Origin of the sequence: Streptomyces sp. SP17BM10 (assembly GCF_036322405.1) — a bacterium.
In the GTDB taxonomy this organism is placed as follows: domain Bacteria; phylum Actinomycetota; class Actinomycetes; order Streptomycetales; family Streptomycetaceae; genus Kitasatospora.
The window spans coordinates 53,091-64,798 of record NZ_JAQYXB010000675.1 but is presented as its reverse complement, the minus strand read 5'-3'; the positions used below and the strand labels follow the sequence as shown (position 1 = coordinate 64,798).

Sequence of the window (11,708 nt, the reverse complement as noted above, 5' to 3'; positions counted from 1 at the left end):
CGCGCCGGGGGCCCGGCGGAGGTGACGCTCGTCACTCCGTCGGGCCCCATAGCACGGGCCGGTCCGCCTGCTTGGGCGGGCTCCCCTCGCCCGCCTCCTCGGCGTCGTACGAGGACGTGCCCGGTGGAAGCATCGCCAGCAGCGCCGTCCAGCCGTCCACCGGACGATCCCGGAGAGGCGTCCGCCGCACGAGGGCCGTGGCGCCCATGCCGAGCCGCTCCCCGCAGCGAGCCCTGGAGAAGCCCTGCTGCCCGTTGATCCGGCTGGGCGGGCAGCGGTGGGTTGCGCCGGGATCCGCAGCCGATCGGACGCAGGCGTGTCAGTTCGGCGTACGCGGGTGGGAGCAGGATCCCCGTGGTGGGAGGCCTACCCGGGCGGTCCTCCCACCACGCCGGTGTGCCCGTGACCGCCGGGCCGCAGGTGGTCCTGCAGCATGGTCAGGGCACTGAGGACAGTGGCGTTCTGGACCGCTTGGCGGTCTCCGTCGGCATGGAGGCGCATCGAGCAGGCATGGTCGGCCGAGGCGAAGGCGATGTACGCCGTACCGGGGTCGTGGTCGCCCTGCGGCTCAGGTCCGGCGACGCCGGTGGTGGCCAGGCCGTAGGTGGCGTTCATCAGGAGCCGGACACCCTTGGCCATCTGCGCGGCGACGTGTGGATGGACGGGCCCGGCCGCCTGGAGCAGGGACTGGTCCACGTGCAGGACAGCTGCCTTGGTGTCAGTGGCGTAGGCGGTGACCGACCCGCGGAAGGCTTCGGATGCGCCGGGAGCTTCTGTCAGGGTGTAGGCCAGCAGGCCGCCGGTGAGTGACTCCGCCACCGCCAGTGTGCTGGCAGCCGCGGCGAGAGCCGTGAGGAGCTCACGCGTGAGGCGACGGCACGTCTCGTCGTTTGCCGCTCCCATCGGTCCTCCTTCCCCCCACCAAGTAGACCCGTGCTCGCGTCGGCAGGCACGCTGATGCGGCCGTGCGAGGTCGGAGCACGGCCCCGGGGCCGCGCTCCGACCGCGATGGCAGGGCCGGCTGGCTTCGGCCGGGGCACGGTCCCGGACGCGGTGCGTGCCGAGAAAGCCGGCCACGCCTGTCACCTCCTCCTCCAGTCACCCGGGCCGGTGCCGGATGGAGGAGCGGAGTGAACTTCCCGCCCCGGCGGGCACGGCCTGTATTCCAAGCCGGGAGCCGGGGGCAACTGCGGGGCCCGGCGGCGCGGCGCGGAGGCCGGCGCCGCTGTGGGCGCGCTCGGGCCGACACGTCGCGGATGCGCGAGCTCCACCCTCGGCCCTGCCGGCCCGTCTGCTACGAGAGGATCGCGTCGACGGCCTTCTTCAGCGCGCTGGGCTCCTGCGGCCGGCGGGGCGCTTTCTTGCGCGCCTCGATCAGCTGGACGCCGATCTCCTGCAGTTCCTTACGGCCCAGAGCCTCGCGCACCTGGGGGAACCAGTCGTTCTCCTCCTCCTCGATGTGGTGGGTGACGCTCTCGATCAGAACGGTCGTCTTCGCGTCGAACCTCTCGTCGTCGGGGCTCATCGCTGCCAGTTCCGCGCAGAGCAGATCGGCGACGTGGTGCTCTTCGTAGGACTCCAGGATGTCCTGCTCCAGGTCGGGCACGAGTTTGCGAACCTCGGGGTACATCACCTCGTTCTCGATGTACGTGTGCACGGTGAGGGCCTCGAGGATCTGATTGACCAGGTCGGCCTTCGTGGCGCGGGCGTTCTCGCCGGCGCCCGTGAAGGCCCGGAAGAGGCGGCGGACGTCCTTGTGGTCTTCCTTGAGGAGAACGATGGCGTCGGTGGACACAGGAAATTCCTCCCAGCAGGTTCGATGCGTTCCTTCGTGTCCCCTGACAAGGCTCTCGGCATGCCTGCGACCGGCTGAACGGGTGGTCCCGGCGGTGGTCGCGCGGTTTCCCGTGAGGTGCCTTCTTCCTGCGGCGCGGGATGAACGTGGGTCCTGTCTCGTCGCCAACGGATCCGAGCAGGCCGGAAGGAACTGCGATGGGACGGTGCGGGCAACCATCGAGATCGCCATCCCGACCGCTACCCCCGACTCTCCACCCGCGGGCCGGCAGCATCGGTGACATCCAGCTCCACTGCCAGCGGCGGGCGGAACCGGCGCACGACGGACCGGTCCGGCCGAGCCGTCAGCCTGCTCTCGCTCCCTTCCGCGGACACCCGCACCGCTCGGCAACCCGGCAATCGTCCCCGCGCCGGAGACGCAGGCGCACCGGCGGCGCCGGCGACGACTTCGCCCGACCATGGAAGGGCGTTACCGGCCTGGACGGAGCACCACCCTCGGAGGTCACGATGTCTCCTTCAACCGCGACACGGCCGCTGGCCGTCTACCTGAACGACCACCTCACCGGGGCGGTGGCGGGCGCGGCACTGGCCCGCCGGATGGCGGACACCCACCGCCGCAGCGGCCTCGCCGACGGCATGAGGGAACTGGCCAGGGACATCGCACAGGACCGTGACGAGCTGGTGCGGATCATGACCCGACTGGGCGTGCCCGTCCGCCGGTACCGCACGTGGCTGGGACTCGCAGCCGAACGGGCCGGTCGCCTGAAGCCCAACGGCACTCTGCTCCGGCGGGCACCGCTGTCCGACCTGATCGAGCTGGAGACCCTGCGCACCGGTGTCGAAGGCAAAGCCGCCCTGTGGAGAGCACTGAGGACCCTCACGGAACGCGAGCCGCGACTGGAGACCCAGGAACTGGAGCGCCTGTCGGAACGAGCCCGCAACCAAGCACGGACCCTGAACAGCTGGCACCGAGCCGTCAGTTCCAGGGTTCTCCCGGACAAAGCCGCCGACGCCGAGGGCGACACCCCACCGCCCCGGTGAGCACCCAGGGACACGAGGGCGCGGAGTTCTTACCAGTCCCGACACACTCCCGGGCACACCCCGTGACTGCCCTCCGGCCGGGCCACCGGTCCGACTTCTCCCGTCGCGCGACCGCTGAACCACCAGGCGTTCGCGCCCACCGTGGCGAGCACGACCGTCACCTCTCCAGGGTGATTCGTCGGCCGCCTTTCGGAAAGACGAGCACTGCCCGTCCGTCCCAGTTCCAGGAGGCTCACGATGGTCAAGCTTCTCTACAAGCCGCTCGGGCTGCTGTTCAGCGTCCTGGGCGGCGTCGCCGCCGGTGCCCTGTTCAAGCGCCTGTGGGCGCTCCTCGGACACCAGGGCGACGCGCCGGCCGCCACCGACCAGGACCGCACCTGGACCGAGGTGCTGACCGCCGCGACGCTCCAGGGAGCGGTGTACGCGCTCGTCAAAGCAGCCATCGACCGCGGCGGCGCGGCCGGCGCCCGCCGCCTGACCGGCACCTGGCCCGACTGAAACCCCATCGTCAACCCGACCGGCCCGCCCCCGGGTGGCACCGGACGCGGCGAGCCCCGATGCTCGAAAACATGGGCAAGAAGCAATGGGCCGCAGCCGTCGTCCACTGCCTGCCGAACGCAGTGCCCGGCACAGCGGCAGCACACCTCGCCGGCCGCGTACGCGTGACCGGCCGGTGGGTGAGGATCCGCTCCGACGGCACCGACGGTGCCGACGAGACCTGGATCTCCGCCGCCGCCGTCCAGCGCATCGTCTGGGCCGCCTCCGACCCCAGCTGAGCCCGCAGCACCGAAGGGCAACCATGCCCCCCAGCCCGTCCAATCGCGACGAGACACCTGAAGAGCGCGCCGACCGGCTCTGGAGCGAGATGCTCCAGGAAGTCCGGGTCTGCCAGACCGGCGCCCAGATTCTCTTCGGCTTCCTCCTTTCCGTCGTCTTCACCCCCCGCTTCACCACCCTGCCCGTCCTCGACCGCCACCTCTACGTCGTCACCGTCCTCCTCGGCGCGTTCGCCACCGGAGCCCTCGTCGCACCCGCCGCCTTCCACCGGTTCTTCGCCGGCCACGGCCTGAAACCCGAACTCGTCCACGCAGCCGGGCACCTCATCTCCACCGGCCTGGTCCTGCTCGCCCTGACCATCACCAGCGCCATGCTGCTCCTGCTCCGCAACGCGCTGCACACCGCCGCCGCGGCCTCGGCCCTCAGCGGCGTTGTGCTGCTCTGGTTCACGACGTGCTGGCTCGTCCTGCCGCACCTGGTCCTGCGACGCGAAGCCCGTCGGCGAGAGCGGGACACGGGAAGCGCAGGCGGACGCTGAGCCGACTTCCGGCGCACCCGGATCCGGACGGCGGCCGGTCGTGGTAACCCCCGGACGGCCCGTGGGGCGGTGGGGCGCGACGGCAGGAAGGCTGAGGGCGCCGCAGCGCCCCCAGCCGCAAGAGGAGAGGCCGAGCCGGACGACCGGCGAGCGCTCCGGCCGCACCCCGGACGGACGAAGATCCGCAGCGTTCGTTCGACGCTCTTCAGCTGATCCGGCCGGCGCCGCACACTCAGCGGCATGCATGCCGTTCCGCTGGGCAGACGCCTGGCAGTACAGGCCATGGCCATCTGAACCCAGGGAGGAAGCGATGAGCACCTCGGACAAGGCCGAGAACCTCGGTGACAAGGTCAAGGGCAAGGTCAAGGAAGCCGCGGGCAAGGCGGTCGGCAACGAGCGCCTGGAGGCCGAGGGCAAGGGCGACCAGGTCAAGGGCGACGTGAAGCAGGCCGGCGAGAAGGTCAAGGACGCGTTCAAGGACTGACCGCGTCGTGCCGAAGGGGCTGGGCAACCTGGTGAAGGTTGCCCAGCCCCGTGCGGTTCGGCTTCCCACCGGCTGGACGGGCCGTGTTCAGGATCCGCCGGACCGTCCGGCCGGCCCGGGTGTGAAAGACCCGGGAATGAGGCGGCACCCGACGTGCCGTCAGCGATCGCCACGGCGCGACTGCGCAAGGCGAAGGTCGAGGTGCTCGACCACGGCACCGAGCAGACCAAGACGTGGGCGAACCCGGACGGGACGCTCACCACCGACTCGTACGCGCTGCCCTTCCGCTTCAAGCGCGACGGCCAGTGGGTCGACGTGGACACCTCCCTGCAGGAGGCCCCGGACCACTCGGTCACGCCGAAGGGTCACGTCCGGGGCCTGAAGCTGGCCGGTGGCGGTCACGACGCCGCCCTCGCCACCCAGGGCGACGGTGACCACCAGGTCTCGATCGGCTGGCAGGGCGACCTGCCCAAGCCGTCCCTCAAGGGCGACACCGCGACCTACAGCGACGTCACCCCTGGTGCGGACGTGACCGTGCAGGCCACCCGCAACGGCTTCGAGCAGAACGTGCTCCTCAAGTCCCGCCCGGCCGCGGGCTACCGGGTGACGATCCCGGTGACCGCCAAGGGCCTGACGGCCAAGCAGGGCCCGGACGGCACGATCACCTTCACCGACACCAACGGCAAGCCGGCGGGCAGCATCCCGGCGCCGTTCATGTGGGACGCCACGGTCGACGCCAAGTCGCTGGAGCACCCGCACAAGGCACCGGTGGCGATGACCATGACGCAGTCCGGGGACACGGTGAACCTCACCCTGACCCCGGACGAGAAGTTCCTGGCCGACCCGGCGACCGCGTACCCGGTGACCGTCGACCCGTCCGTCAGCCTGTCGACGGTGCTGGACACCTTCGCGCAGACCAGCTACACCACCCCGCAGTACACCTCCACCGACCTCAAGCTCGGCACCTACAACGCCGGCGGCGACGTCGCCCGGTCGTTCCTGCAGTACGCCGGCGACCACGGCTACAACTACGCCAACATCGGCCTGCGGGCGACCAACGAGACCGACTCCAACAGCTGGAAGCGGTTCTACTCGGCCAACAACGGCAGCAACGTGCCGTACCTGTCGGTGACGTACAGCTCGTACCCGATGAGCACCGCCCCCGCCGTCACGCCGGGCGTCTCCTCGGTGTCGGGGTCGACCACCACGCTGTACACCAACACGGCGACCCCGCAACTGCAGGCGACCGTCACGGACGCCGACGGCGGCAACGTGATGGCGCAGTGGAACGTCTACGACACCACCGGCGGCGGCAACACCCAGGTCATCTCCAACCTCAGCGGCTCCTGGACGGCGTCGGGCGGCATCTCCACCGCGACCGTGCCCGCCGGCAAGCTGGTCGACGGCCACCAGTACACCGCGTGGCCCTGGGGCTACAGCGGATCGCTGTGGGCGCGCCAGACCGTGCCCAGCGGACTGGTCTTCACGGTGAAGACCACCACGCCCGGCACGCCGACCGTCACCTCCACCGACTATCCGTCCGGCGGCTGGGCGCTCGGCGCCGGCCGCAGCGGCAACGTCACCGTGACTCCGCCGGCCGGCGCCACGGACACCGCCGGCATCGTCTGGCAGCTGGACTCCGGGCCCCAGACCACGGTCGCCACCACCGGATCCGCGGTGAGCGTCCCGGTCACCCCGGCCACCGACGGCCCGCACACGCTCACCGTGTTCACCGTCAACGTGGCCGGGAGCGTCTCGAACCCCGTCACCTACGCGTTCAACGCCGGCGGCGGCGCCGTCACCTCGCCCAAGCTGGGTGACCGCACCTCGCGCCGCTTCTCGCTGACCGCGGCCGGCCCGGCCGGTTCGACCGCCGTGAAGTTCCAGTACCGGCGCGCCGATTCGGACGCCTGGAGTGACATACCGGTCGCGAACGTCACCTCCGGCGGCAGCCCGCTGGCGGCCTGGCCGGTGGCCATGAGCAGCGGCACCTCCCCGGCCCTGGTCTGGGACGCCGCCACCACCCTCGCCGACGACGGATCCGTCCAGGTGCGCGGCGAGTTCACCACCGCCACGACGCCGTACGACTCCTCGGCGGTCACCGCGACCGTGGACCGCAAGTCCTCCGGCGCGGCCACCACGCAGGTCGGCCCCGGCACGCTCAACCTGTCCACCGGCGACTACCAGCTGTCGGGCACCGACACCTCGGCGCTGGGCCTCGTCGTGACCCGCACGGCCTCCTCCCGGAACCCGGGCGCCGCTGCGGCGGCCGGCCAGGTCGCCCCGTTCGGTCCGCAGTGGTCCTTCGGCGGCGTGGCCGCGCAGGCCTCGACCGACTACACCGAGATCCGCTCGGTGACCGCCACCGCCGTCCAGCTGGTGCTCGCCAGCGGCGCCGAGGTGGCCTTCACCAAGAACGCCGACGGCAGCTGGTCGCCCGAGCCGGGCGCGAAGCAGTACACGCTCGCGTACGCTCGGGTCCCTGCGGCGGGCACCCCGAGTGGGCCGACCTGCTCTGCCAGACCGCCCCGGCCGGGACGATCACCGGCGGCGGCTCCAACCCCTCCCAGCTGACCACCACCACGACCACGTACAACCGCTACGGCACCGTGGCCACCGTGACGGAGGCCGCCAACGGCAGCTCCCGCACCGTGACCACGAGCTACGACGGCGCGGGCCGCAAGACCCAGCTCGCCGTCTCCGGCGGCCTCGGACAGGCCGTGCAGACCAGCACGGTCGGCTACGACGCGGCCACCGGTCTGCTCGCCACCGCGTCCACCCCGGACGGCAAGACCGTCACCCGGTCCTACGACCAGCTCGGCCGCCAGACCTCCTACAAGGACGCCGACGGCAACACCGCCGCCACCCAGTACGACGCGCTGAACCGGCCCATCCAGGTCACCGACTCGGCGCCGTCCACCACCACCTACACCTACGACACCACCAAGGACCCGCGCGGTCTGCCCACCTCGAAGGCCGACTCCAACGCCGGCACCTTCGGCGTCACCTACGACGGCAACGGCGCCCCGGTCGCCGAGACCCTGCCCGGCTCGGTCACCCTGACCGAGAACGTCGACGAGACCGGCCAGCACACCGCCCGGGTCTACACCGACGCCTCGGGCAACGTCCTGGTCTCCGACCAGGCCGGCTACTCCGCCGCTGGACAGCGCGTCACCCGTGCCCTGTCCACCTCCGGCGGGCTCGGCGTCAACGACAGCTACGGCTACGACGCCCGCGGCCGCCTGACCACGGCCAACGAGACCGTCCTCCAGAACCAGGCGCAGACCTGCACGGCCCGGTCCTACGGGTTCGACAAGGACACCAACCGGACCAGCCAGAACACCGCGGTCAGCGCCACCACCCTCGACGGCACGACCCCGTCCTGCCCGACCGGCGGCGGCACCACCCTCAACCACACCTACGACAGCGCCGACCGCCTGGTCGACAGCGGTTACACCTACGACGCCTTCGGCCGCACCACGGCCGAGGCCAACGGCACCACCACCGCCTACTACGCCAACGACCTCGCCTACCAGCAGGTCTCCGGCACCAACCGCACCACCTGGCAGCTCGACCCGACCGGCCGGTTCCGTACCGCCACCACGGAGGCCAACTCCGGCGGCACGTGGGCCCAGACCGCGTCCCGGGTCAACCACTACGACAGCACCGCCGACTCGCCGTCCTGGACGGTCGAGAACACCGGCACCGGTGCGTTCACCCGCAACGTCGCCGACCTCGCCGGCGACCTGGGGGCCACCTACAGCTCCGCCAACGGCGACATCGTCCTGCAGCTCACCAACCTGCACAGCGACGTCACCATGACCCTGCCGATCGGCGGCTCGACCACGCCCGTCACCGTGCTGGCCACCGACGAGTACGGCAACGCGCTCTCCGGCACGGCCACCGCCCGGTACGACTACCTGGGCGGCAAGGAGCGCTCCAGCGAGACGCCCACCGGCGACGTCCTCATGGGCGCCCGCCTGTACAACCCCACCCTCGGACGCTTCCTCTCGGTCGACCCGATCCGCGGGGCCAACGCCAACGCCTACGACTACACCTACGGCGACCCGCTCAACCGGGTCGACCTCGACGGACGGTCGAGCGCGCGCAGCTGCGGCTGGGGCTGCCAGGCCATGTTCTACTCGCTCGACTACGCCGGAGGCTGGGCGCTCGAAGCCGCGTGCGGCGTCGCCGGCTTCGTGTGCAGTGCCGTCTGGTCCGGCCTCATGGCGGTCGCCAAGTACGCCTACCAGTGCCTCAACCGCTGCTGGAGCTGGAGCACGGCCGGGTACAAGTTCGGTTCCGCCTTCGCCTGGGGCATCGGCGCCGGTGGGGCCATGACCTGGGCACTGAGCAGGTACCGCTTCGAGATCAGGTACCTGCTGACCTACGCGCGAGGCCCGATCGTGCGATTCCTCGGATGGGGATCGTGGAACGCGATCGACAACGCCGTCTACTGGATCCTGTACTAGCCCATCACCTATAGTCCGTGATCGAATGGGGCGCACCAGCACAGGTGCGCCCCATTCGACTCAAATCCCCTCACCGGAGAATGGCGCGAGGACCGCTCGATGAACAGCGCAAAGGCCTTCTGGAGACAGGTCACCTATGCGCGTCCGGGAAACTCCTGGACAGCCCTGGTGATCAACCTGACCTTCTGGCTCCTCCTCTACGCGGCCAACCTGGTCATGGTGTTCGGCATGTATACGGCCAACTGGCGCGCCGTCGCCGGTGTTCTGGTGTTCCTGCTCCCCATCTTCCACGGATTCGCCGTAGTCGCTCGCAAACGCAGGCTCCGCCGGCGGTACTGACGCGGAAAACCCCGGGCGACTCCGGCCATCGTCGGGCAACGACACCAGCCCGACCGGTCCCGGACCGGTGTCGCCCGGGGATTCCTGGGAGGCCGCTGAGAGGGGCCTGGGAGCAGGCTGAATTGATGGATCGTCAAGTCATCCGAAAGGAACCGGCAGTTCACTGACGAGGTCTTGTCGGGGCTTTTTCTACGCGCGTATCTTGAGGGGCGCCGCGGGGGGCGGGTGTCCGTCCCCTGCTTCCTCTATGCGAGTAGCGCGCGCTTCGAGTGCGCCTCCGCCCGGACCGCCGCGCCAGCACCCGTGCCGCACGGCGGAGCTAGGAGTCCTGCCCCGGTGACCACCGCCCCCGCCTCCCGCCCGCACCGAAGCCTGCTGCGCGCCGCCCTGATCCCGGTCTCGCTGGCCGCCTCGCTGGTGCTCGTCCCGCTGCCGGTGGCCGGCGCCGCCGCTCCCGCGACCCCTGCCCCGACCGAGGCGGGCCCGCTGCGGATCCACGACGTCCAGGGCACCACCCGGATATCCCCGCAGGCCGGCAAGCCCGTCACCGGCGTGCCCGGCGTCGTCACCGGTGTGCGCGCGTACGGCAGTTCCAAGGGCTTCTGGATCCAGGACCCGAACCCGGACGCGGACCCGGCCACCAGCGACGGCGTCTTCGTCTACACCGGCGGCAACCCGACCGTGAAGGTCGGCGACTCGGTGCTGGTGAGCGGCAAGGTCACCGAGTACTACCCGAACTACTCCGGCGGCTCGCAGTCCGTCACCGAGATCTCCGCCCCGGGCATCACGGTCGTCTCCTCCGGCAACCCGCTGCCCGCCCCGGTGGTCGTCGACACCCGCGACATCCCCGGCACCTACAGCCCGGCGGCCGGCGCGGACGGCACCATCGACGGCGCGAAGCTCGATCCGGAGAAGTACGCCCTGGACTTCTACGAGTCCCTGGAGGGCATGCTCGTCGAGGTCAAGGACGTCCGCGTGGTCCAGGCGACCGACCAGTACGGCGAGTTGTGGGTCGCCGCCGACCGCCAGGACCAGCGCAGCAGGCGCGGCGGCGTGCTGTACGAGTCCTACGGCGAGCCCAACGTCGGCCGCCTGATGGTCCAGCAGCAGGCGCCCACCTCGCAGCGGGCCTTCCCGGTGGCCAACGTCGGCGACGAGCTGACCGGCGCGACCACCGGCCCGCTGGACTACAACCAGTTCGGCGGCTACACCCTCGTCGCCGGCACCATGGGCACGCTGAAGGACAACCACCTCCAGCGCGAGGTCACCGCCCAGGCGGGCGACCGCGAACTCACCCTCGCCACCTACAACGTGGAGAACCTGGCCCCGACCAACCCGGACGCCAAGTTCGCCCAGCTCGCCCAGGGCGTCGTCACCAACCTGCGCTCGCCCGACATCGTCGCCCTGGAGGAGATCCAGGACGACAACGGCTCCAAGAACGACGGCACGGTCGACGCGAGCCAGACGGTCGCCAAGTTCATCGCCGCGATCAAGGCGGCCGGCGGCCCGGCGTACGACTGGCGCTCGATCGACCCGCAGGACGGCAAGGACGGCGGCGAGCCCGGCGGCAACATCCGCCAGGTCTTCCTGTTCAACCCGCAGCGGGTCTCCTTCACCGACATCGCGGGCGGCAACGCCACCACCGCCGTCGGCGTGACCGGCACCGGCGCCGCCACCGCGCTGACCGCCTCGCCCGGCCGGATCGAGCCGAACGACGAGGCGTGGACCAGCAGCCGCAAGCCCCTGGTCGGCCAGTTCGTCTTCCGCGGTCAGAAGGTCTTCGTGATCGCCAACCACTTCAACAGCAAGGGAGGCGACCAGGGCATCGACAGCCGCTTCCAGCAGCCGACCCGCAGCTCCGAGGTGCAGCGGGTGAAGCAGGCCGGCATCGAGCAGGCCTTCGTCGCGCAGCTGCTGGCCGCCGACCAGGAGGCCGAGGTCGTCTCCCTCGGCGACTTCAACGACTACCAGTTCTCGCCCGCCCTGGCCGCGCTCACCAAGGGCGGCGTGCTGCGCGACCTGGTGAACGAATTGCCGGAGACCGAGCAGTACTCCTACGTCTACCAGGGCAACTCGCAGGTGCTGGACCACATCCTGGTCAGCCCCGAGGTCGGCTACGCCAAGTACGACGTGGTGCACATCAACTCCGAGTTCGCCCAGCAGGCGAGCGACCACGACCCGCAGGTGGTCCGCATCAAGCCGTGACCCGGGCCGTGACCCCAGCCGAGCCACGGCCTGCGAGGGCGCCGCCCTGGTGGCCGGC

The 11,708-nt window shown here is 70.9% G+C and carries 12 protein-coding genes; 9 read left to right on the top strand and 3 right to left on the bottom strand.

Annotated elements, in window-relative coordinates; genetic code table 11:
* Positions 1–31: 31 nt before the first annotated feature.
* From PUR71_RS36005 to PUR71_RS35995, 3 genes are all read right to left on the bottom strand, one after another.
* On the bottom strand, positions 32–208 hold the full coding sequence (locus tag PUR71_RS36005) for a hypothetical protein (RefSeq protein WP_329931450.1): 177 nt from the start codon (positions 206–208) through the stop codon (positions 32–34).
* A 158-nt stretch (positions 209–366) separates the two neighbouring features.
* Complete coding sequence (locus tag PUR71_RS36000; protein WP_329931449.1) at positions 367–903, bottom strand: CinA family protein; 537 nt, start codon at positions 901–903, stop codon at positions 367–369.
* 391 nt (positions 904–1,294) lie between these two features.
* On the bottom strand, positions 1,295–1,795 hold the full coding sequence (locus PUR71_RS35995) for a hemerythrin domain-containing protein (protein ID WP_329931448.1): 501 nt from the start codon (positions 1,793–1,795) through the stop codon (positions 1,295–1,297).
* 506 nt (positions 1,796–2,301) lie between these two features.
* Here PUR71_RS35995 and PUR71_RS35990 point away from each other — a divergent pair.
* From PUR71_RS35990 to PUR71_RS35950, 9 genes are all read left to right on the top strand, one after another.
* A complete protein-coding gene (locus tag PUR71_RS35990) occupies positions 2,302–2,835 on the top strand; it encodes a hypothetical protein (RefSeq protein WP_329931447.1) in 534 nt (177 codons plus the stop codon).
* A gap of 237 nt (positions 2,836–3,072) precedes the next feature.
* On the top strand, positions 3,073–3,333 hold the full coding sequence (locus tag PUR71_RS35985) for a DUF4235 domain-containing protein (protein ID WP_329931446.1): 261 nt from the start codon (positions 3,073–3,075) through the stop codon (positions 3,331–3,333).
* A gap of 71 nt (positions 3,334–3,404) precedes the next feature.
* The gene (locus PUR71_RS35980) at positions 3,405–3,611 is read left to right on the top strand and encodes a hypothetical protein (protein ID WP_329931445.1); all 207 of its coding nucleotides are present in this window, start codon (positions 3,405–3,407) and stop codon (positions 3,609–3,611) included.
* Positions 3,612–3,634: 23 nt separating this feature from the next.
* Positions 3,635–4,150, top strand: a complete 516-nt coding sequence (locus PUR71_RS35975) for a DUF6328 family protein (protein WP_329931444.1) — start codon at positions 3,635–3,637, stop codon at positions 4,148–4,150.
* A 310-nt stretch (positions 4,151–4,460) separates the two neighbouring features.
* Entirely contained in the window at positions 4,461–4,634 is a 174-nt protein-coding gene (locus PUR71_RS35970) for a CsbD family protein (RefSeq protein ID WP_329931443.1), read from the top strand.
* Positions 4,635–4,787: 153 nt separating this feature from the next.
* Entirely contained in the window at positions 4,788–7,208 is a 2,421-nt protein-coding gene (locus tag PUR71_RS35965; RefSeq protein WP_329931442.1) for a hypothetical protein, read from the top strand.
* 44 nt (positions 7,209–7,252) lie between these two features.
* A complete protein-coding gene (locus PUR71_RS35960) occupies positions 7,253–9,106 on the top strand; it encodes an RHS repeat-associated core domain-containing protein (RefSeq protein ID WP_329931441.1) in 1,854 nt (617 codons plus the stop codon).
* Between the two features lie 99 nt (positions 9,107–9,205).
* Positions 9,206–9,445: a hypothetical protein gene (locus PUR71_RS35955; protein WP_329931440.1), complete on the top strand. Its 240-nt coding sequence runs from the start codon at positions 9,206–9,208 to the stop codon at positions 9,443–9,445.
* Positions 9,446–9,781: 336 nt separating this feature from the next.
* Positions 9,782–11,650 (top strand): endonuclease/exonuclease/phosphatase family protein, encoded by a 1,869-nt coding sequence (locus tag PUR71_RS35950; protein ID WP_329931439.1) that lies wholly within the window; start codon positions 9,782–9,784, stop codon positions 11,648–11,650.
* Positions 11,651–11,708 lie beyond the last annotated feature (58 nt).

Bases quoted from the DNA above. Each gene is read 5' to 3' on its own strand.
- PUR71_RS35955 (WP_329931440.1), top strand. From the start codon at position 9,206: ATGAACAGCGCAAAGGCCTTCTGGAGACAGGTCACCTATGCGCGTCCG.
- PUR71_RS35990 (WP_329931447.1), top strand. From the start codon at position 2,302: ATGTCTCCTTCAACCGCGACACGGCCGCTGGCCGTCTACCTGAACGAC.
- PUR71_RS36005 (WP_329931450.1), bottom strand. From the start codon at position 208: ATGGGCGCCACGGCCCTCGTGCGGCGGACGCCTCTCCGGGATCGTCCG.
- PUR71_RS36000 (WP_329931449.1), bottom strand. From the start codon at position 903: ATGGGAGCGGCAAACGACGAGACGTGCCGTCGCCTCACGCGTGAGCTC.
- PUR71_RS35980 (WP_329931445.1), top strand. From the start codon at position 3,405: ATGGGCAAGAAGCAATGGGCCGCAGCCGTCGTCCACTGCCTGCCGAAC.
- PUR71_RS35985 (WP_329931446.1), top strand. From the start codon at position 3,073: ATGGTCAAGCTTCTCTACAAGCCGCTCGGGCTGCTGTTCAGCGTCCTG.
- PUR71_RS35970 (WP_329931443.1), top strand. From the start codon at position 4,461: ATGAGCACCTCGGACAAGGCCGAGAACCTCGGTGACAAGGTCAAGGGC.
- PUR71_RS35975 (WP_329931444.1), top strand. From the start codon at position 3,635: ATGCCCCCCAGCCCGTCCAATCGCGACGAGACACCTGAAGAGCGCGCC.